This window comes from Sphaerisporangium perillae, from assembly GCF_023276435.1.
Taxonomy (GTDB): domain Bacteria; phylum Actinomycetota; class Actinomycetes; order Streptosporangiales; family Streptosporangiaceae; genus Sphaerisporangium; species Sphaerisporangium perillae.
In genome coordinates this window covers 40,968-62,646 of record NZ_JALLPO010000024.1, presented here as the reverse complement: position 1 = coordinate 62,646, position 21,679 = coordinate 40,968, and the positions used below count along the sequence as shown (strand labels likewise).

At 69.5% G+C, this 21,679-nt stretch carries 17 protein-coding genes; 7 read left to right on the top strand and 10 right to left on the bottom strand.

The features are described 5' to 3' along the window. Positions 1-51 precede the first annotated feature (51 nt). The 10 genes from MYF83_RS23625 to MYF83_RS23580 form a co-directional block, all read right to left on the bottom strand. A complete protein-coding gene (locus MYF83_RS23625) occupies positions 52-969 on the bottom strand; it encodes an alcohol dehydrogenase catalytic domain-containing protein (protein WP_248962812.1) in 918 nt (305 codons plus the stop codon). A 15-nt stretch (positions 970-984) separates the two neighbouring features. Further along, positions 985-1,881: an N-acetylglucosamine kinase gene (locus MYF83_RS23620; RefSeq protein ID WP_248962811.1), complete on the bottom strand. Its 897-nt coding sequence runs from the start codon at positions 1,879-1,881 to the stop codon at positions 985-987. After that, complete coding sequence (locus MYF83_RS23615; protein WP_248962810.1) at positions 1,878-2,915, bottom strand: SIS domain-containing protein; 1,038 nt, start codon at positions 2,913-2,915, stop codon at positions 1,878-1,880. Before MYF83_RS23615 ends, MYF83_RS23620 begins: the two co-directional genes overlap by 4 nt. A gap of 327 nt (positions 2,916-3,242) precedes the next feature. Further along, positions 3,243-3,998 carry a GntR family transcriptional regulator gene (locus MYF83_RS23610; RefSeq protein ID WP_248962809.1) on the bottom strand — a complete coding sequence of 252 codons (756 nt, stop codon included), beginning with the start codon at positions 3,996-3,998 and terminating at the stop codon, positions 3,243-3,245. Between the two features lie 90 nt (positions 3,999-4,088). Beyond that, on the bottom strand, positions 4,089-5,078 hold the full coding sequence (locus MYF83_RS23605) for an NAD-dependent epimerase/dehydratase family protein (protein WP_248962808.1): 990 nt from the start codon (positions 5,076-5,078) through the stop codon (positions 4,089-4,091). Continuing rightward, on the bottom strand, positions 5,075-5,878 hold the full coding sequence (locus MYF83_RS23600; RefSeq protein ID WP_248962807.1) for a sugar phosphate isomerase/epimerase family protein: 804 nt from the start codon (positions 5,876-5,878) through the stop codon (positions 5,075-5,077). Before MYF83_RS23600 ends, MYF83_RS23605 begins: the two co-directional genes overlap by 4 nt. Continuing rightward, entirely contained in the window at positions 5,875-6,609 is a 735-nt protein-coding gene (locus MYF83_RS23595; protein ID WP_248962806.1) for a ThuA domain-containing protein, read from the bottom strand. Before MYF83_RS23595 ends, MYF83_RS23600 begins: the two co-directional genes overlap by 4 nt. 99 nt (positions 6,610-6,708) lie before the next feature. After that, positions 6,709-8,394, bottom strand: coding sequence for a type 2 periplasmic-binding domain-containing protein (locus MYF83_RS23590; RefSeq protein WP_248962805.1), 1,686 nt, complete (start codon positions 8,392-8,394; stop codon positions 6,709-6,711). Positions 8,395-8,432: 38 nt separating this feature from the next. Beyond that, positions 8,433-9,326, bottom strand: coding sequence for a carbohydrate ABC transporter permease (locus MYF83_RS23585; RefSeq protein ID WP_248962804.1), 894 nt, complete (start codon positions 9,324-9,326; stop codon positions 8,433-8,435). Further along, a complete protein-coding gene (locus tag MYF83_RS23580; protein ID WP_248962803.1) occupies positions 9,323-10,168 on the bottom strand; it encodes an ABC transporter permease in 846 nt (281 codons plus the stop codon). Before MYF83_RS23580 ends, MYF83_RS23585 begins: the two co-directional genes overlap by 4 nt. A gap of 285 nt (positions 10,169-10,453) precedes the next feature. On the opposite strand from MYF83_RS23580, the gene MYF83_RS23575 reads away from it, so the two are divergent. The 7 genes from MYF83_RS23575 (at position 10,454) to MYF83_RS23545 (ending at position 21,658) form a co-directional block, all read left to right on the top strand. Continuing rightward, positions 10,454-12,139 carry a beta-N-acetylhexosaminidase gene (locus MYF83_RS23575; protein ID WP_248962802.1) on the top strand — a complete coding sequence of 562 codons (1,686 nt, stop codon included), beginning with the start codon at positions 10,454-10,456 and terminating at the stop codon, positions 12,137-12,139. Between the two features lie 68 nt (positions 12,140-12,207). Then, positions 12,208-13,611 (top strand): GH1 family beta-glucosidase, encoded by a 1,404-nt coding sequence (locus MYF83_RS23570; RefSeq protein ID WP_248962801.1) that lies wholly within the window; start codon positions 12,208-12,210, stop codon positions 13,609-13,611. Positions 13,612-13,704: 93 nt separating this feature from the next. Beyond that, on the top strand, positions 13,705-15,423 hold the full coding sequence (locus MYF83_RS23565) for a glycoside hydrolase family 9 protein (protein ID WP_248962800.1): 1,719 nt from the start codon (positions 13,705-13,707) through the stop codon (positions 15,421-15,423). An 8-nt stretch (positions 15,424-15,431) separates the two neighbouring features. Further along, entirely contained in the window at positions 15,432-16,085 is a 654-nt protein-coding gene (locus MYF83_RS23560) for a GNAT family N-acetyltransferase (RefSeq protein ID WP_248962799.1), read from the top strand. 168 nt (positions 16,086-16,253) lie between these two features. After that, a complete protein-coding gene (locus MYF83_RS23555) occupies positions 16,254-17,444 on the top strand; it encodes an ROK family transcriptional regulator (protein WP_248962798.1) in 1,191 nt (396 codons plus the stop codon). A 112-nt stretch (positions 17,445-17,556) separates the two neighbouring features. Continuing rightward, a complete protein-coding gene (locus MYF83_RS23550) occupies positions 17,557-19,716 on the top strand; it encodes a discoidin domain-containing protein (RefSeq protein ID WP_248962797.1) in 2,160 nt (719 codons plus the stop codon). A 181-nt stretch (positions 19,717-19,897) separates the two neighbouring features. After that, the gene (locus tag MYF83_RS23545) at positions 19,898-21,658 is read left to right on the top strand and encodes a discoidin domain-containing protein (protein WP_248962796.1); all 1,761 of its coding nucleotides are present in this window, start codon (positions 19,898-19,900) and stop codon (positions 21,656-21,658) included. The last annotated feature ends 21 nt before the right edge of the window (positions 21,659-21,679 follow it).

The following is a 21,679-nucleotide window of genomic DNA, read 5'->3' as shown; positions in this document are numbered from 1 at the left end:
TACAAGACCGGCTACCGGCCCTGACGATCCATCGACTCGCGCTCGCCACGGTCAAGGAATGACGACGCACTTGACGAACCCCGAGGGGCGGTCGCCGAAGTAGGCGAATCCCCTGTCCACGTCGTTCAGCGTGACACTGTGGGTGATCAGGGGCTCGAGGGTCAGCCGGCGTTCGGACATCAGATGGAGGCCTTCGGCCATCGACTCCATCAGGCGCCATCGCCGGCTGGTGAAGCCGTTGACGATCGTGACCCCGCGGTACCAGAGCTCGATGTCCAGATCGCGGCGGCCTTCGTGGTGGTACCCGGCGACGCACAGCACACCGTGCTCCGCGACGAGGTCGCCCGCCAGGCCCAGCCCGGACGCGCTCCCGGAGAACTCGACGACCACATCGAACTTCGCGCGCAGGTCGTCCGCGGCCTCCTCCGGCATGAGAACGTCGCCGGCCCCCAGCTCCAAGGCCAGCTCGCGCAGGTGCGGCGCCGGGTCGACGCCGGCGATGCCGGCGGGCGCGCGGCTCGCCGCCACCTGCAGCGCCGTCAGCCCCATGAATCCGAGACCCACGACGGCGACCCGCTGCCCAGGCCGCAGATCGCACCTGGACAGGGCCTCGACGACGCAGGCGACGGGTTCGCCGAGCGCCGCTCGCGCCGGAACGTTGGCGGGAACGGGGAGCAGCGACCTCGCCTGGATGTTCACGGTGTCCGCGAACACCGGGGACCCGAAGCCCGTGACCCGGTCTCCGGCGGACCAGCCATGCACCCCGGAGCCGACCTCCACGATCTCACCGCTCAGTTCGTGTCCGAGGCGTACGGGGTCGGTGCCGTCGTGGTCCGCCCACACGGGCAGCTCCGACACGCAGATCCCCGACGCCAGCACCCGTATCTTGACCTCCCCGGCGCCGGGTGGCAGGTCCGGGACCTCGGCCACCTCCGACGTGCGCGGCGCGACGACCTGTGAGTACCGCATGTCCTTCTCCTCGCCTCAGACGGCACGCCGCGCCAGCTCGACGGCCCCCTGGACGGGCGGCGCCCGCAGGACCGTGACGGGCATCTCGGGCAGCTGGGAGGCCAGCTCGTTCTCGAACAGCTCTCGCAGGCGTGGCCGGTTCACGATGACTCCGCCCGCGACCACGACGGCCGCGCCGCCGGCGCCCCGCCGGACCAGGCACACCACGAGCCGGGCCAGAGCCCTGCCGCCGTCCCTGATCACGGTCGCCGCCAGCTCCGACCCCCGCTCCGCGGCGGCGAAGACCACGGGAGCGTGCGCGCTCCAGGTCTCCACGCCTGAGTCCCAGCTCATCGTGGCCGCGAGCTCGGCCAGGCCCGGGACGTCGAACGACCGGAGCAGCGCGACCTCGAGCTCGTCCGTGCCCGCGCCTTCGTCCGCGCGCGCGAGCACTGCCCGGGCGGCGTCGCGGACGAGCGCGGAGCCGGATCCCTCGTCGCCCAGGACCCATCCCCAGCCTCCGGCGGACATGAAGCGGCCCGTTTCGCGGTGCCTGCCGACGGCGACGGCGCCCGTGCCGGAGACCAGGCCGATGCCGCTTTCCAGCCCGGCCGCCGGCACCAGCAGTTCGGCGTCGTTGACGACCGTCGCCGGGGCGCTCATCGTGGCGCCCAGTTCGCGTGCCAGGGCGCCGCAGTGCTCCTCGGTCTCGCATCCTTGCGCTCCGGCGACCATGTGGAGGATCCGGTCACCGGCCGGCACAAGGGGATAGACCCGCTCCGCCAGCCAGACCGCCGCGTCGGTGAGAGAGCGCGTCTGCCACCCCGAGCTCGGCAGCGTGCTGTCGGCGATGATCTGTCCGGTCCGCGGGTCTGCCAGCCGGATGTGCGTCTTGGTGCCCCCGACGTCGACGCCGGCCAGGAGGCCTGTCATCCGACGGGCTCCTCGATCTTGGTGTCGGTGTTGTCGAAGACGAAGTCCTCGATCTCCACGCCGCGAACCTCGGCCATCGACCCCGCGAGCCGTTGCATCACCAGGGTCTGGAGCAAGGTGCGCACGGGCAGGGGAGCGTCGCCCGGAATCGGCACCACGTGCAGGTGGCCGCCTGGGTCGACGGCGGCGGAGGTGACGCACAGGGTGAGGTGGCCCGCGCCCGCGAGGCTGCGTGCCAGTTCCACCTCGCGGCCGTCGCCGACGACGACGTGCAGGGTCCCGCCCGCCGACTCCATCTCGCCGTGCAGGTAGTTGCGGGTGACCAGGGCGGATGAGGGGACGCGGCAGACCTCGCGGAGCAGCAGCGCGCCCGACTCGGAGGCGGAACGCGCGGCGCCCGAGGCCACGACGTCGGCGGCGACCACGTTCTCGGCCAGCCGGGCCACCTGGTCCACGACGGGAGCGAGAGCGGTCTCGTGGCGCACGAGCGCGGGTCCGATGCCGGACCATTCGGCCGCCACCTCGCCGGCGGGACGTCCCAGCATGGTGCGCGCCATCATCGCGAGCGCCATCAAGGTGGCGGTGTACCCGATGGTGGAGGCGTAGCTGTCGGGCTCATCGCCGAGGTCGAGGCGGTGGGCGACCGAGTCGCCGAGGCGCGATGGAACCACGTTCACCACGGCGGCCCGCCGCTCGCGAGGGACCAGGGCGAGGGCGTCGATGGTCTCCGGGCTGCGCCCCGACTGCGAGACCCCGATCACCAGGTCGGCGCCGGTGAACTCGATGCCGGATCCGATCTCTCCGGCCATCTCGCGGCGCGCGAGGACTCCGCCGGAGGCCAGCATCTCCAGCGGCAACGCGAGGGCGGCGTAGCTCGCCCCGATGCCGACGAAGACCGGTCGCGAGCACGAGGCCAGCGCGCCGCCCTCGGAGCCAAGGACGGCGAGCCGCGCCGCCAGGTGGGCCGCGACGCGTTCGAGCGCTGCGGGCTGGGTCGCCCGGCCCTCGACATAGGGGATCCTCGATCCGGCCATTTCAGCTTCTTTCCCTTTTCTGGTTCACGGGTTGTGCGCCGGTGCTCTCCACGCGCGCACCCCTATCGCGGCAGACCACAGATTTCTCATGAATGCCACTGCAGACCACAGCATACCAAGGTTATGCCAGCTTGCCTCTTCTGCGGACAGTGGTACTCAATGAACTTCTCGTGCTGGATGGTGCGGCACGTGTCATGCGGCCGCCCGGCGGCGCGATGGCACTCGTGCGTCCGGGGTCCGGGAACACGCCCGGCCGGAGTACCGGGTCCTGTCTTCAGGTGGTCTGGAGGTGACGTCGTTCGTGTCGCCTGTGGACCGGCCGCGCCGTCAAACGGAGCTTCCGCCGCCCCGGACGAAGGAAGTCCGCAGGCGATACCTGTCGCCCCGGTAGGTGATGGTCGACACGAGCACGACGCGCCCGGTGGCGTCGACCATGGACTGGTACATGACCAGCACCGGCTCTCCAGGCCGGAGATCCAGGTGCGGAGCGATCTCGACCGTGCACCCTCTGGCCTCGATCATCGACTCGGCGACGATGGGTTCCGCGCCGGCTCCGGCCAGTTCCTCCAGCAGTGACGCGCGCGAGAAGTCCGCGCCGGCGAGCCCGGGGGCGAGATGAAGTGCCACGCGGGAGGCGTCGACTCCTATCGGGACGCCATCCAGCATGCGGACGCGTTCCAGTACGAACAGGTCGGTGCCCGCGACCACGCCGAACTCGTCCGCCTCGTCGAGGGACGCCGCCCTGACCTCGGCACGAATGACCTTCGACGTCGAGACCAGGCCCTTGCGGCGCGCCGTCTCGGTGAACGACTCGAGGGAGTTCGGCCACTCGCGGTCGGTACGAGCCGCGACGTACCAGCCGCGGCCGTGCGACGAGCGCAGAATCCCTTCCTCGACCAGGTGCTGGAGCGCACGGCGCAGCGTCACCCGGCTGATGCCCAACTGGGCGCACAGGTCACGCTCGGCGGGCAGGCGCCTTCCGGCGGGGAGAGCCCCTTCCCGCACGCGGCGCTCGATCACCTCGGCCGCCTGCACCCACAATGGCTCGGGATTGTCGGACGCGATGAGAGTCGCCTGGGGCACGATGTTCACCCTGTCCATGTCCTTCCCTGACCTCATCCGTCTTCCGGCGAACACAGCGTCCTCGTCATGTCTGATCCGCACCGTCGGCCGTCATCCATCGCGATCTCCGACCAGGCGATCGAATGCCGCGTCGACGTCACCGTCGACGCGTTGACGCGATGGATCCGCGTCGAACCACTCCAGAATCTCACGCGCCCCCTGAGTGAACGGCACCCGCGGGGAGAATTCCGGGACAAGCCGCTTGATCTTGGAATTATCATAGATCACCGAGTGGCGGAAATCCTCGCCGAGTACCGGCCCCATCCACGCGATTACCCGCCCGATGTCCTCACTCGACCGGTGCACGATTCGGGGCTCGACGCCCGCGGCGCGCGCGAGCGAGAAATGAATCTCGTCCCAGGTGAGCAGCTCATCCGAAGTGATATGAACGCTCTCCCCGACTCCACGCCCATTGACGATCAGCCCGGCGAGGCCGCGGGCGAAATCACGCGCGTGCAGGAGATTCCACAGCGAGGTCCCGTCGCCGTGCACGACCACCGGTTTCCCCGCCCGCCAGCGGGCGACGGTGGTCCACCCGGCGAGGTTCGGGATCACCATCTCATCGTAGACGTGGGCCGCCCGCACGATCGTCACCGGGAAGTCCTCGTAGCGATAGGCCTGTTCCAGCACCTCCTCGCAGCGGAGTTTTTGCGTGGGATATTCGAATCCGTTGTTCCGCCGCGCGGAGGACTCCACGATCGGCAGCGACGGCGCGGGCCGCGCGTACACCGAACCCGTCGAGATGAAGACGTACTGGCCCGTGCGGCCGCCGAACCGCGCCACGTCGGCCCGGACGTCCTCGGGGGTGTACCCGATGAAGTTCACGACGACGTCGAACGTCTCGTCACCGAGCACGGCGCGCGTCGCAGGGTCGTCGCGCACGTCGGCGGTGAGCGACCGCACGCCTTCGGGCAGGGGGCGCAGGTGCGTCCTGCCCCTGGTCAGGACGGTCAGATCGACGTCCCAGGCGAGGAACTCGCGAACGCAGGCGGCGCTGAGCACACCCGTGCCGCCGAGAAACAGCACTCTGAGCCGGTTCATCGCCGCCCCAGCTCGCTGTCCGCCCCGGGACCCTCCACGTGACGCCTTCCCGTCGCGAGTCCGCGTCCGACCAGATGGTCGTAGCAGTCGCGCAGCAACGCGTACATGTCCTGACGGGCGCGGTCCATCTCGACGATGTTCCACCTGACCGCCGGGTTCGCACGCGCGGCGCCTTCGACGTCGACCACTCCCTGGCCGAAGGGCAGCATGAAGTCGTCCATGCCCCGTGCCGGGCCGTCCTTGAGGTGGACGAACTCCAGGCGGTCGCCGAGCGACGCCGCGAGCGGCGCCGGTTCGAGCCCCGCCGTCCGGGCCCAGTAGGTGTCGAGTTCGAGGACGACCGAGGGATCGAGCTCGCGGAGCAGGATGTCGTACGCCCGCTCACCGCCGAAGGCGTTCTCGAACTCCGCGAAATGGTTGTGGTAGGCGATTCGCATGCCGCGCCCGGCGGCGTTCGCGGCCGCCTGGTTGACCCGTTCCGCCCCGCGGAGAATCCCGTCGAGCGTGGTGAACTCCTCGGGCTCCAGGCTCCAGACGAGCGTCGAGACCCCGAGCTCCTCGTACTCGTCGAGGATCGCCGCGGCGCCGTCTCCGGCCGGGAAGGGGGCGTGGGCACTGCAGACGGTGATGCCGAGCCCGTCGGTCACCTCGCGCACCGCGGCCGGGGAGTGGCCGTAGAGGCTGATGGTCTCGACTGCGGAATACCCGATCTCGGCGACGCGCCGCAGCACTCCCAGCAGGTCACGGGACGCCTCGTCGTGCAGGGACCACAGCTGCGCGGCGATCGGCGGCGGGCTCATGCTCCGTCTCCGATCTTCCGCCCGTTGCCGAGGGGCCAGCGCGTCGACCACGACGCGATCTCCTCATCCGGGACGCCGGCCGCCCAGAGCGTCGCCTGCCGCACCAGCTGGCGGAACCAGGGGTTGCCCCACGCCCGGGAATCGTGTCCGAGCGCGATGTAGCACACGCGCCCGGCGCCGTGATCGCGTACGTAGGCGACCGGCTCGGTGCCGGTGCCCGCCGGACGCTCGGCGAGGACCTCGACGCCGGGGGCGTACTCGAGAACGTAGAACTCGTCGTCGATGGCGAAGTCGCCCAGGTGCCGGGTCACCGGATGCCCTTCTCGCACCTTCACCTCGAAGCGCCCCTCGGAGCCTTCGTCACCGTGGGAGACGTACCGGGAGCCGACCAGCGCGAACGCCTCGCGGTCCGCCTCCATGCCTCCGTCCCCGAAGCCGAAGAGGTTGCTTGCGTGCAGCGCCACGAGGCCCTTGCCGCCCGCGACCAGGTCGGACAGGGCCTTCTGCTGCCGCGGGTCGAACGTGATGCCGGACCGGTAGACGACGTAGACGTCCGCCTCCGCGGTCGCGGGCATGGGGTCGTCGAAGCGGTCCATCCCCACCGCCCGCGCGGCGGGGATGCCGGCTTCGACGACGATCTCCTGGAGCGCCAGTGCGGCGCCGATCAGGTCGTGGTGGATGTCCGTTCCGTCGACGATCACCATGGCCGCCGGGGAACTCCTCAACTTCATCGCTTACCCCCGTTGTTCGTGGAGTCGTGCGGGACGGTTCCGCGCCGCGGGGCGGCGCGGAACCCCTCGTGTATGGCTTCTCGGTGGCCTCGCATACGGTCAGCCGGCCTGGGCGGCCGCCTCCGCGAACTCCTTGGCCATGCGGTCGCCGCCGCCGGCCTTCCACTTCTGCACGGCGGGCGCGAGGGTGGACGGCTGCTCGCGTCCGAGGAACACCGAGGTGATGGCGTCCTGCATCTGCTGCTCCAGCGCGGCCCCCTTGGAGTTCTGCGTCTGGGAGTACAGGTGCTGGGCGGGATTCGCCAGCAGATTCGGGACGACCTGCTGCTGCCACTCGTAGTTCAACTTGTCGACCCCCGGCGCGCCCTGCGGGTCGTTCAGGACCTGAGGGCCGCCCGCGATGTAGGCCAGTCCGAGGTCCTGCTCGCGCTGGCCCCGCGTGGTCAGCACGGCGACGCCGTTCTTGACGGTGTAGTCGGCGCCCTCGACCCCGTAGCTCATGATGAAGGACTCGCGGGAGCCGAAGGGCGCGGCGATGTAGTCGAGCACGCGCAGGAAGCGTTCGATCTTGCTCTTGTCACTCGTCTTCTTCAGCATCGTCATGGCGTACGCGCCGCCGCCGGTCCAGTAGATGCCCTTGCCACCGTCCTTGGCGAACGGGACCATCAGCCCGAAGACCACATCCTTGTCGTCGGCGACGATCCCGACCGCGCGGGTCCCGTCCATGATCATCGCGATCTTGCCGGACCGGAAGAGCGCGTCGCGCTGCACCTTGCCCTGGTTGGCGTTCATGGTGGTGTCCGGGTGGAAGTAACCGCTCTTGTACATCCCGGCCATCTCCTGGATGGCGGGAATGAAGCCCGGGTGCTCGTAGGCCGAGGTGAACGAGCCGTCGGCGTTGCGGGTCCACTTGTTCGGGACGCCGAAAGCCATCTGCAGGAACTCCGAGATGCTGCCGCCGAAGGCGTAGACGCCGGCCTTGGGGTTGGTCACCGCCTTGGCGAGGTCCTTGAACTCGGCGAGGTTCTTCGGCTGCGGGTTGGCGCCGGCCGCCTGGATGACGTCCGTCTTGGTGTAGATCTGCCCCGCGCCGTAAACGGGGTCGGACTTCGGCACGCCGTAGATCCGGCCGTTGAGGTAGCCATTGAGCCAGCCCGCCTCCTGGATGCCGGCCAGGTTCGGGTACTTCTTCACCGCGTCGCCGGACAGGTGGTCGCTCAGGTCCGTGAACTGCGCCTCGGCGAGCTGCGGAAGCCGGGCGACGTTCATGTAGAGCGGGATGGAGACGACCTCGGGAAGGTCGTCTCCGGCGACCATCGCGGGGAACTTCGTGGCGAAGTCGGCGAAGGGCACCCGGATCGGATTCACCTTGACGTTGAGCTCCTTGTTCAGGAGCTGCCAGTAGACGTTCTCCTCCAGAGGGGGCGCGGGCTCCCCGTAGGTCATGACGAGGAAGTTGAACTCGCCGCCGTCCCCGACGGGGCCGTTCACCGTCTTCGGCCCGTTCAGCGGGAACGAGTCGTAGACGTCCATCAGCCCCTGCCCGTTGCCTTCCAGCGTGGGCTTGGGCTTGACCGGCGGCACGTAGGTCGGCAAGGGCACCGACTTGCCGGCGGCGGGCGCCGCGGCGCCACCGCCCGACCCCGAGCCCGAGCCCGAGCCGCAGGCGGCCAGGGGAACACCGAAAGCGGCGAGGGCGGCGCCCAGTCCGGCGCCCTTGAGAACGTTCCGGCGGCTCAGAGGGTTCACCAGCGGCCGGGAGGCGGATCCGTTGTCGATGGTCATGTGCGATTCCTTCTCTACATGGGGGGCGGGGGCGCCAGCTAACCCTTGATCGCGCCGGTGAGCATGCCTTTGGACATGTGCCTGGTGAGGAACGGGTAGACGCACAGGATCGGGACCGTGGCGATCACCACGAGGGCCATCTGGATCGACTGCGCGGGAGGTCTGATCTGACCCGGGATCTGGGTCGCGTTCGACGAGATGTGGTTCTCCAGGACGAACGAACGCATGACGAGCTGCAGGGGCCACATCTGGCTGTCGTTGAGGTACAGCAGCGGGCCGAAGTAGTTGTTCCAGTAGCCGACCGCGAGGAAGAGCCCCACGACGGCGATGACGGCCTTCGACAGGGGCAGCACGATCGACCACAGGATCCGCCACTCCCCTGCGCCGTCCATGCGGGCGGCGTCGAAGAGCTCCTGCGGTATGCCCTGGATGAAGCCCCGGATGATGACGATGTTGAAGGCGCTCACCGCGCCGGGGATGATCAGGGCCCAGTACGTGTTGAGCATGCCGAGCTGCTTGACCATCAGATAGACCGGGATCATCCCGGGGCCGAAGAGCAGGGTGACCAGCACGAAGGTCAGCAGGCCGCGCTGGAAGAGCGATCCCCGCCGGCTCAGCCCGTAGGCGGCGAGCACCGTGCAGAACAGGCTGAACGCGGTTCCGGCCACGGTCACCCCGACGCTGATGACGATGGATCGCGACACCTGCGTCCCGTCGAATATCTGCCGGTACGCATCGAACGAGACATGGGTGGGCCACAGGACGTAGCCGCCGTTCGCGTCGATCTCCGCCTTGGTCGCGAGGCTCGTCGATATCACGACGAGGAACGGGAAGATCACGACGCCGCTGATCAGGACGAGCGCGAGGGCCTTCAGGGCGATGGCGACGGGCTTGGGCCTGCCGAGCCACACGGGTCGGTCGATGACGCTCATCGCCGGTAGACACCTTCCTCACCGAGTCGGTGGGCCAGTTTGTTCGCCGCGAGGACCAGGAAGAGGCTGACGACTCCCTTGAGCAGTCCGGCCGCCGTCGCGGCTCCCCAGCTGCCGTCGATGACGCCGTTGTAGTAGACGAACGTGTCGAGGACCTCGGCGGCGCCGGGTCCGACCGCGTCTCTTTGCAGCAGGATCTGCTCGAAGCCCACGGTCAGCGAGTCACCGAGGCGCAGGATCAGCATCAGGACGATGATCGGCCGCATTCCCGGCAGGGTGACGTGCCAGAACCGGTTCCATGCCCCCGCACCGTCGATCACGGCCGACTCGTACAGACCCTGGTCGATCGCGGCGATCGCGGCGAGGAAGATGATCGTCCCCCACCCGGCGTCCTTCCAGATCGCCTGCGTGGTGAGCAGGAGCTTGAAGATCTGCGGATTGGTCATGATGTCGAGCGGGCTCGCGCCATGCGTGATGAGGAACCTGTTGATGACGCCGGCTCCGCCCGCGATCTGCTGGAACAGCGCGATGATGACGACCCAGGACAGAAAGTGCGGAAGGTAGATGACCGACTGCACGAATCGTCTGGCGAACGGCATCGCCACGGTGTTGAGAAGGACCGCGAGCAGGATCGGGACCGGGAAGAACAGCAGCAGCTGCAGGAAGGTGATCTGCAGGGTGTTCCACACCGCGCTCCAAAAGGCCGAATCCTGGAACAGCGCGGTGAAGTTGTCCCAGCCCACCCAGTCGGAACCCGTGAAACCAAGGAAAGGCACGTAGTCCATCCATGCGATCACGCTTCCCAGGAGCGGGATGTACGTGAACAGCAAAAGGACGACCATCGCCGGCGCCACCATGGCCAGCAGCGGCGAATCGCGCCATAACTTCGCGAGAAACGGAATTTCGGCTGCGGGTGTGCGGCGCGGAACCGGGCGTTTTCCTTCAGGAGGTGGTGTCACCCGGAGCGATGCTTGATTGACCGCCATGCTCACCTTCTTCATCCAGTCGCGCCACCGCTGATGACCTTTGGTTACTTGGGTGGATACCAGCGAAGTACCGGGAAGATACCACTTGCACCAAACAAAGACAACGAGTACCTTCGCCGACGTAGGACGGCGTGATCGCCCATGGACCGCGCCACTCGAATCGACACGTCGGGACGAACTTTGGACCCCTACTCCTCCCTTCTGCCGCGGCCGTCGACGGCATCACCACGCCCGGGACTATGCCGTTTAGGTGCAGGGATGGCACTCGATGTGATCGGTTCCCACGAGACACGGGCCGTCGTGCAGAGCTTCCTCGCCGACCTCGGCGTCCCGGCCTCCCTCGCAACCGAGCACGACAGTCCAGCTAATACCACTCAGACCACATGGTTCAGGGTGAGCGACGCCGGCGAAGAGCACGCGCCCGGCGCCTACGACCTGGAGATCTCCGAGGGACGTCTGGCCGTCCGCGCCGGCGGGCCGGAAGGCGTCGTCAACGCGTTGACGACGCTCCGGCAGCTTCTGCCCGCCCAGGCCTGGCGCCGTGGCGGGCCACCGCCCGGCGGCTGGAGCGTGCCGTGCGGGATCGTGTCCGACAGCCCGGCGTACGCCTGGCGGGGAGCCATGCTCGACGTCGCGCGGCACTTCTTCCCCAAGCGCACCGTCCTGCGCTACATCGACCTGCTGGCCGCGCACCGCTTCAATCGCCTGCACCTGCACCTCGCCGACGACCAGGGGTGGCGCGTGGAAAGCCGCCGCCACCCCCGGCTGCACCGCACGGGAAGCTGGCGGCCCTCGACACGGCTCGGCCCCGACGGCGTCGCGGACGGGACTCCGCACGGCGGCTACTACTCGCTCGACGACCTGGCGGAGATGTCGGCGTACGCGCGGTCGCGGGGCATCACGGTCGTCCCCGAGATCGACGTCCCCGGCCACACCTCAGCCCTGCGCGCCGCCTACCCCGAGCTCGGCGAGCCCGGGCGCGACCATGCCGTCCTCGACACCGTCTGGGCGGGCGGATCGTCCATCAGCCCGGCACGTCCGGTGGTGTCCTTCCTCCAGGACATCCTGGAGGAGATCCTCGACGCCACCGGCGCCCCGTACGTGCACCTCGGGGGCGACGAGTGCGACATGAGCTGGTGGGCGTCCGACCCTGTCATCGCCGGGGAGATGGCCGAGCACGGCTACACCGACGTGAAGCAGATGCACGGGCACTTCCTGCGCTCCCTCGGCGAGTTCCTCGCCGGGCGCGGCGTGCGCATGGTCGTGTGGGACGAGGCTTTCGTCACCGGTGGCGTGCTCGACGACACCATCGTCATGGCATGGCGCGGCCACCGCGTGGCGGAGCGCGCGGCGGCGTCCCACGACGTCGTGCGCGCCCCGCTGTTCCCGACGTACTTCAACTTCGACCAGTCCGACCTGCCGGACGAGCGGCGCTCCGAGGGGGGTCCGATCACCCTCGGCGACGTGGCGGCGTTCTCCCCGGCCCCGGGCGAGTGGCCCGCCGACCGGCGCGCCCGAGTCCTCGGCGGGCAGTTCCAGATCTGGACGGAGTGGGTCCCCACCGAGCGCCACCTCGACTACCTCGCCTTCCCGCGCGCGTGCGCGCTCGCCGAAGTGCTGTGGTCCGGGGAGATCACCGATCTGCCCGAGTTCGAGGAACGCCTCGCGAAGCACCTGGAACGGCTCGACGCGCTCGGCGTGGAGTACCGCCCGCTCGACGGCCCGCACCCGTGGCAGGCCGGGGGCACCGGCGTCTGGAGGCGCGCTCGGGAGGGGCAGATCGAGGAGACCAAGAAATGGGTCGAATCCATCTCGCACGAGCCGTGATCGCCCTAGCGGGCGCCCGCTCACCTCAGCCTTTCTCCCGCCACTGACGAACTGGAAAGTTGGAACCGATGGAACGCAAGCCGAAGTTCCTGTGGGGCACGGCCACCTCGTCCTACCAGATAGAAGGCGCCGTCGACGAGGACGGCCGCACCCCCTCCATCTGGGACACCTTCTGCGCGACGCCCGGCACCGTGACGGCCGGGGAGACCGGCGAGGTCGCCTGCGACCACTACCACCGCATGCCCGAGGACATCGCGCTCATGGCCGAGCTGGGAGTCGATGTTTACCGCTTCTCCCTGGCGTGGCCCCGGGTGCAGCCCGACGGAGCCGGCAAGGGCAACGCCGCGGGCATCGCGTTCTACGACCGCCTCGTGGACGAGCTGCTCGCCCGCGACATCCTTCCGTGGGTCACCTTGTACCACTGGGACCTGCCGCAAGCGCTGGAGGACGCCGGAGGATGGCCGAACCGCGACACGGCGTACCGCTTCGCGGAGTACGCGGCCATCGCCCACGACGCGCTCGGCGACCGGGTCCGCCAGTGGACGACCCTGAACGAGCCGTGGTGCTCGGCCATGCTCGGGTACATCACGGGCCGGCACGCGCCGGGACGCCGGGACGCGCGCGCGGGGTTCGCCGCCCTGCACCACCTGCTGCTCGGACACGGTCTCGCCGCCCAGGCGATCCGCGACGGTGCCCGCGCGAACGGCTGTTCGGAAGGCCTCGAAGTCGGCATCACCCTTAACCTCTCCCCCAAGACGCCCGCGAGCGGGTCGCCCGAGGACCTCGCCGCCGCCCGCTGGGAGGACGGCCTCAGCAACCGCATCTACCTGGACCCGCTGCTGCGCGGGGAGTACCCCGCCGACATCGCGGACAAGCTCGAAGAGCTGGGAAGCCCGCTGCCCGTGCGGGACGGCGACCTTTCGATCATCGCTCAGCCGGTGGACGTGCTCGGGGTGAACTACTACTCCTCCAGCGTGGTCGCGGCGGCGCCGGCCGTGCAGAACAGGTGGCCCGCGACCACGACCGTCGCGAGGGACGTGGAGCGCACCGCGATGGACTGGGAGGTCACCCCCGAGGCGCTGACGGACCTGCTCCTGCGGCTGGAACACGAGTACCCCGGCCCGGCCTGGTACATCACCGAGAACGGCGCGGCCTACGAGGACGAGCCGGACGAGAACGGCTACGTCGACGACGCCGACCGGGAGAACTACCTGCGCGCGCACATCGACGCGGCCCTCGAAGCCCGCGACCGGGGCGCGAACCTCCGGGGATACTTCGCGTGGTCGCTGTTCGACAACTTCGAATGGTCCTTCGGCTACGACCGCCGGTTCGGCATCGTCCGGGTCGACTACGACACCCAGAAGCGGACGCCGAAGCGGTCCGCCAGGTATTACGCCGACCGGGTCGCGCGGGAGAAGCAGCGGGACAAGGAGAGCGGCAAGGAGAAGGCCCTGGACACGCCCGCCGGCTGAACCCGCCCGAGGAGGCGTCCGGATGGCGGGGCCCCTGCCGTCCGGACCCCCACCGGCATCATCCTGTACGTGTCCCACGATCGGGGGTAGACGTTGCTGAGCATTCTGACGAGTCATCTCGGGTACAACACGCCGGGGTCCAAGAAGGCCGTGATCCTGCTACGCGAACCCGTGGCCGTCGAGGCCGCGTTCCTCATCGACGACGCCGGCGCCAGGGTCGAACTGACGGTCGGCCCGGAACTGCGGGCCGACCGGTGGTCGGCCGGCACCTTCCGGCGCGTCGACTTCACCCATGTGCGGACCGAGGGCCGGTTCCGCGTCGAGGTCGTCACGGCCGGCGGCACCCACCTGTCCGAGCCGTTCGCGATCGGGCCGCACCGGCTGCATTACTCGACGCTGTCGGACGTCCTGTACTACTTCAAGGCGGTCCGGTCGAGCGGCGAGATCGACAGGAAGGACCGCCACGCGCGGTTCTACGGTGACGACTCCGGGCGCGAGGTCGACGCCCGCGGAGGCTGGCTGGACGCCTCCGGCGACCACAGCAAGTTCCTCAGCCATCTCAACTACACCCGCATGATGAACCCTCAGCAGACTCCGCTGTGCGCGTGGGCGTTCATGGCCGCCCGTGACCGGCTCGGCGCGAAGCACCCCGAGCTGTTCCGGACCCTCGGAGCCAGGATGCGCGACGAAGGGCTGTACGGGGCGGACTTCCTCGTGCGGTTCCAGTCGGAGGAGGGGTACTTCTACACGGCGATCTTCGACGCGCTGACGAAGGACCTCGGCGAGCGCGTGATCAACGCGCCGCTGCAGGACAGCGTGCGCACGACGCGGTGGCAGGCCGCCTACCGCCAGGGAGGAGGAATGGCGATCGCCGCGCTCGCGCGGGCCGCGACGCTCGGCGATCACGGCGACTTCACGGCGGAGGAGTACTTCCGGGCCGCGCACCGAGGGTTCGCCCACCTCGAGGAGCACAACCACGAGTACCTCTACGACGGCACGGAATCGGTCATCGACGACTACTGCGCGCTCATGGCCGCGGCCGAGCTGCACCGTGCCGCGGCGACCGTGCCCGGCGCCCCGGATTCGGCGGTGTTCGAGAAGGCCGCGGAGCGCCGGGCGGCGTCGCTCATGGACCGCTATACCGAGACGGCGAAGGGCTTCGGCTACCTGCGCGGGGACGCCGAGGGCCGGCCGTTCTTCCACGCCGCCGAGTCCGGCCTGCCTGCCGTGGCGCTCATGCGCTTCGCCGAGGTGCTGGACGGCTCGGCGCTCGCCCCTCGGGCACGCGCGGTGGCGCTGGCGCTTCTGCGGGATGTGGCGCACCTGGTGGACGAGGTGGACAACCCGTTCGGCTATTTCCGCCAGTACGTCCAGCCGGCCGGCAAGGAGCCCCGTACCAGCTTCTTCTATCCCCACGAGAACGAGACCGGCTACTGGTGGCAGGGCGAGAACGCCAACATCTCCTCGGTGGCCTACGCCGCCCTGCTCGCCGCCGAGCTCCCGGAGTGCGACGCCGTCCTGCGCGACCGGCTTGTGACACTGGCCGAAGACCAGCTGCACTGGGTGGTCGGGCTCAACCCGTTCGACTCCTCCATGATCCAAGGGCGGGGGCGGAACAACGTCGAGTACTCCACCGCGTTCCAGAACGTGCCGGGCGGCATCCTCAACGGCGTGACGAGCGGTTTCGACGACGAGCACGACATCGCTTTCATGCCCGCCGAGCAGGCGGCCGGCGGAGATTCGTGGCGCTGGGCCGAGCAGTGGATCCCCCACACCGGGTGGTTCCTCCTCGCCGTCTCAGCGGTCCGCTAGGAGGCGGGATGCCATCCGACGACCGGCCGGGGAAGCGCTCCGGGGCGGCGGCCGTGATCCGCCCGTACGAGCCGTTCGACCTGCCCGGCATGTACCGCGTCTGCCTCAGGACCGGCGACTCCGGCCGGGACGCCACCCCCCTCTACAGCGATCCCGACCTGCTCCCCCACATCTACGCCGGCCCGTACCCGATAGCGGACCCGGGCCTGACGTTCGTGGCGGTCGACGACCAGGGGGTCCTCGGCTACATCGTGGCCACCGCCGACACGCCGCGGTTCGAGACCTGGCTCGAGGACAACTGGTGGCCGCGGTTGCGCGAGCAGTACCCCCGGGAACTCGCCGCCGACCCCGGCGACGGTACGGAGGACTGGCTGCGCGTCGCGCACCTGCACGAAAGCAGGTTCGCCTTCGACGAGCTTTACGAGCGGTACCCTGCGCACCTCCACATCGACATCCTGCCGCGAGGGCAGCGGGCCGGCCTGGGAGGCAGGCTCATGCGCACCCTGGTCGGCGCCCTGCGATCACGTCAGATCCGCGGCCTCCACCTGGGCGTCGGCAGCGGCAACCCTGGGGCTCACGCTTTCTACCTGGCCTGCGGCTTCACCGAGGAACGCCGCGCGCCCTGGGGTTCGACGATGGTGATGGACCTGCGCGCCGGCTGACGACCTCTCGTCCTTCTCGAGGTATGGGCCGGATAATAATCTAAGTCTCGAATAAAGTCACTGCCTTCCAAGCGAAGGCCACCGTGACCCGACTGACGCCGGGTCTTCCCACCAGCCGCTTCGTGCCTTGAATTAACATGACCGGGAAAGTCGCGGGGAGGACGGGCCATGGGCAGGTCGGAGCGCAGGACCATGCGGGACGTACGGCGCGGAAACCGGGCCATGCTCCTGCGAGCGCTGTATTTCGACGGCCCCGCGAGCCGCAACGATCTGTGCGACGTGACCGGGCTGAGCGGCGCCACGGTCAGCACCATGACCGGCGACCTGCTCGGCGACAACGTCATCGTCGAGGCCGGCCACGTCGACTCCGACGGCGGCCGGCCCCGGGTCCTGCTGCGCGTCAACCCGGAGTACGGCTACGTGGTCGGCGTGGACGTGGGTGAGACGCAGGTCCGGGTCGAGCTGTTCGACCTGGACATGAACGAGCGCGCCCGCGCGCTCTACGCGGTCCACTCGGCCCGGCACGAGCCCGAGCTGGTCGCGCGGCACATCCTCGTCGGGATCGACGCGGTGATCAGCGAGGGCGGCGTCTCCCCCGGTCAGGTGCTCGGCGTCGGCGTCGGCGTCCCCGGCATCGTCGAGCCGGGGCCCGACGCGCTCGTGCGGGCCAAGACCTTCGGCTGGGAGGCGGTCCCGCTGGGGGCGCTGCTGCGGGCGGGCACGTCGCTGCCGCTGTTCGTCGACAACGGCGCCAAGACGATGGGCCAGGCCGAGCTGTGGTTCGGCACGGGCCGCGGCACGACCGACACCGTCGTCATGCTGATCGGCTCGCGCGTGGGCGGCACGATCGTCACCGACGGCACCATCTACCGCGGCACCGGGCAGGCCGCCGGCGAGATCGGGCACCTGAAGATCGTTACCGGTGGGCGGCTGTGCAAGTGCGGCGGACGTGGCTGCCTGGAGGCGTACGTCGGGGCCGAGGCCATCCTGGACCGCGCCGGGATCGAGGCCGACTCGGCCGAGGAGGAGACGGCGCTGGCCCGCCTGCTCGAAACGGGCTCCCCCGTGCTCGACGAGACCGTCGACCTGCTCGGCGTGGGCCTGTCGAACCTGATCCACCTGTTCAACCCCGAGCGCATCGTGATCGGGGGGTGGGCGGGCCTGATGCTGGGGGCCAGCCGGCTGGTGGAGATCCGCGCCGCGACGGCGGCCAACACCCTCCCCCAGCCGTACAAGACCGCCTCCATCGTGCTGGGACGCCTCGGCCCGGACGCGGTGGCCATGGGCGCGGCGACCCTCGTCATCGAGCGGTTCCTCAAGGACGCCACATTTCCTGCTTCTATCAGCACTATGTCATAAACGTTAAATTAAGCATTGACACTACGGCCTGTACATGTGCACTCTCTTGCCCAGAGAGCGCTCTCCACACCCCGCCACCTCGGTGGCGCACCCCCTGTCGTGAGGAGAAGCAGTGCACCTGTCCCGACGTCCCGGCAGGCCATCCCTGTCGGGGACGTTCCTCGTCCTCATCGCTCTTGTGGCGTCGTTCCTGGTCGCGGGGCCCGCGGCGGCGGCCGACACCCTCCTGTCGCAGGGGAGGCCGGTCACCGCGTCGTCCACCGAGAACGCCGGCACCCCCGCCTCGGCCGCCGTCGACGGCAACACCGGAACGCGCTGGTCCAGCGCGTTCAGCGACCCCCAGTGGATCCAGGTCGACCTCGGCGCGACCGCCACCGTGTCCCAGGTGGTGCTCAACTGGGAGGCGGCGTACGGCAAGGCCTTCAAGATCCAGGTCTCCGGCGACGCCGCCACCTGGACCGACATCTACTCCACCGGCACCGGTACCGGCGGCACCCAGACCCTCGCCGTCTCCGGCACCGGACGCTACGTCCGCATGTACGGCACCACCCGGGGCACCGGCTACGGCTACTCACTGTGGGAGTTCCAGGTTTACGGCAGCACTGGCGGCGGCACGGGCCTGCCGGGAGGCGGCGACCTCGGCCCGAACGTGATCGTCTTCGACCCGTCCATGGCGAGCTCCACCATCCAGAGCAGGCTGGACTCCGTCTTCAGCACCCAGGAGTCCAACCAGTTCGGCACCCAGCGGTACGCCCTGCTGTTCAAGCCCGGCGGCTACAACGTCAACGCCAACATCGGCTTCTACACCTCCATCGCCGGCCTGGGCCGCAACCCCGACGATGTCACCATCAACGGCGGCGTCACCGTCGACGCCGGCTGGTTCGGCGGCAACGCCACGCAGAACTTCTGGCGGTCGGCCGAGAACCTGTCCATCACGCCGACGGGCGGTGAGAACCGCTGGGCCGTATCGCAGGCGGCGCCGTTCCGGCGGATCCACGTGCGCGGCAACCTCAACCTGGCGCCCAGCGGCTACGGCTGGGCCAGCGGCGGCTACATCTCCGACAGCAAGATCGACGGAACCGTGGGGCCGTACTCCCAGCAGCAGTGGCTCACCCGGGACAGCCAGATCGGCGGCTGGACCAACGGCGTGTGGAACATGGTGTTCTCCGGAGTGGTCGGCGCGCCCGCGCAGAGCTTCCCGAACCCGCCGTACACCACGCTCGCCCAGAGCCCGGTGACCAGGGAGAAGCCCTACCTCTACGTCGACTCCTCGGGCAACTACAACGTCTTCGTGCCCTCGCTGCGCCAGAACACCAGCGGCGCGAGCTGGTCGGGCGGCTCGACGCCCGGCTCCTCGCTCCCGCTCAGCAGCTTCTACGTCGCCAAGCCGTCCGACAGCGCGGCCACCCTCAACCAGGCGCTGGCCCAGGGCCTGAACCTGCTGTTCACACCCGGGATCTACCACGTCGACCAGACGATCAACGTGACCCGGGCCAACACCGTCGTCCTCGGCATCGGCTATCCCACGCTGATCCCCGACAACGGCGTGGTCCCGATGTCGACCGCGGACGTCGACGGAGTCAAGATCGCCGGCCTGCTCTTCGACGCCGGGACGGTCAACTCGCCGGTCCTGCTGCAGATCGGCCCGAACGGCTCCTCGGCCGGCCACGCGGCCAACCCGGCCTCCATCCAGGACGTCTTCTTCCGGATCGGCGGCGCCGGGGCAGGGCGGGCGACCACGAGCCTGGTGGTGAACAGCCACAACACGCTCATCGACCACATCTGGGCCTGGCGGGCCGACCACGGCGCCGGCGTCGGCTGGACCACCAACCCGGCCGACACCGGCCTGATCGTCAACGGCAACAACGTCACGGCGTACGGCCTGTTCGTCGAGCACTACCAGAAGTACGAGGTCATCTGGAACGGGCAGGGCGGCCGCACCATCTTCTTCCAGAACGAGATGCCCTACGACCCGCCGAACCAGGCGGCGTGGATGAACGGCGGTACTCAGGGCTACGCCGCCTACAAGGTGGCGAACTCGGTCACCAGCCATGAGGCCTGGGGCGTCGGCAGCTACTGCTACTTCAACGTCGACCCGTCCATCGTGGCCGCCCGCGGCTTCGAGGTGCCCGACACGGCCGGCGTGCGCTTCCACGACCTGCTCACCGTCTCCCTTGGCGGCAACGGGACCATCGCCCACGTCATCAACAACACCGGCGGCCCCGCCCAGGGCACCGCCACGGTCCCGAGCAACCTGATCAGCTATCCCTGATTCCGAGCACCGCTGACCGGCGGCGCGCCTGAGGCTCTGCCCGGCCTGGGCGCGCCGCCCTCGGGAGCGGTGGGCGGGCATCGCGGACGGCGGCGGCGACCGGCGGCCCGGCACGGGACGCACAGGCTCGCCGCGACGGGCGCGGGACCGCGGTCCGCCGCTCCATCGAAGAGGAGCTGCCATGATGAACGTTCGTCCGACGACCCATCACACCCCCCGACTCCGCTTACTGACGGCGATCCTCAGCGCCCTGGCGCTGGCCGTGGCCTGCGTCGCCGTCCTGACCTCCCCGGCGGCCGCCGCGCCCGCGCTGCTCTCTCAGGGCAGGCCGGTGGCCGCGTCCTCGACGGAGAACGCCGGAACTCCCGCGTCGGCCGCGGTGGACGGCGACACCGGAACCCGCTGGGCCAGCGCGTTCAGCGACCCCCAATGGCTCCAGGTCGACCTCGGGACCACCGCGACGTTGAGCCAGGTCACCCTCAACTGGGAGGCCGCGTACGCGAAATCGTTCAAGATCCAGGTGTCGGCGGACGCCTCGACCTGGACGGACGTCTACTCCACCACGACCGGCGCGGGCGGCGTGCAGAACCTGACCGTCAGCGGATCCGGGCGGTACGTGCGGATGTACGGCACCGTCCGGGGCACCGCGTACGGCTACTCCCTGTGGGAGTTCCAGGTCTACGGCACGACGTCCACCACCGCCTGCGGCACGGCCGACGCCGCGCAGGGCAGGCCCGCGACGGCCTCCTCCATCGAGAACGCCGGGACCCCGGCCTCGGCCGCGGTGGACGGCAACGCCGGGACCCGCTGGGCCAGCGCGTTCAGCGACCCACAATGGCTCCAGGTGGACCTCGGGTCGGTCCGGTCGGTCTGCCAGGTCGCGCTGAGCTGGGAGGCGGCCTACGCCAGGGGCTTCCAGATCCAGGTCTCCGACGACGCGGCGAACTGGACGTCCATCTACTCCACGACCACCGGGACCGGCGGCACGCAGACGCTCGACATCTCGGGGTCCGGGCGCTACATCCGGATGTACGGCACCACCCGCGCCACCGCCTACGGCTACTCGCTGTGGAGCTTCACCGTCCGCACCACGGGAGGCTCGACCGACCCGACGCCCCCGCCGGACACCTTCTGGGGCGACACCTCGAACATCCCCGCCGCCCAGAACGTCGTCATGGTCAAGATCCTCAACCGGACCAACGGCCAGTACCCCGACTCGCAGGTCTACTGGAGCTACAACGGCCAGGCCCACTCGATCGCCGAGCAGCCCTACTTCGACATGCCGGCCAACACCGCGGGCCGGATGTACTTCTACCTCGGCTCCCCGAACAGCCAGTACTACGACTTCATCGAGTTCACCGTCGGGCCGTCGGTGTTCAACGGCAACACCACCCGGGTGGACGCGTTCGGCCTGAAGCTCGCGATGCGGCTGCACGCCCACGACGGCTACGACGTGTCCGTCGGCGAGGATCAGGCCACCTTCCAGGAGTCCCGCGCGGCGACGTTCCAGCGGTTCATCGACGAGGTGCCGGCCGAGTTCAAGCAGCTGGCCCAGGTCCAGGCCCCGTACCGGATCCCGGCGCCGGGCAGCGCGGCCATCTTCCAGCCCGGCGGGACGTACGCGAACTACTTCACCGGCTACGCGGCACAGTACGGCGTCACGGCCACGACCTCGCAGGTCACCGGCTGCGCCGGGCCGCTGTCCGAGGCCCCCAAGATGTGCGCGGCGCTGAACCGGCACGTCGCGGGGCTGTCCGACGCGCAGCAGTCGGATCCGACCCAGTACTACAAGGCCGCCCCGGCGAACTACTACGCCAAGTTCTGGCACGACCACGCGATCGATCGCCTGGCCTACGGCTTCCCCTACGACGACTACGCCGGCCAGTCCTCCTTCATCTCGCACGGAAACCCCCAATATCTGCTGGTCGCCGTCGGCTGGTAGCCGCCCGCACGCACAGGAGAA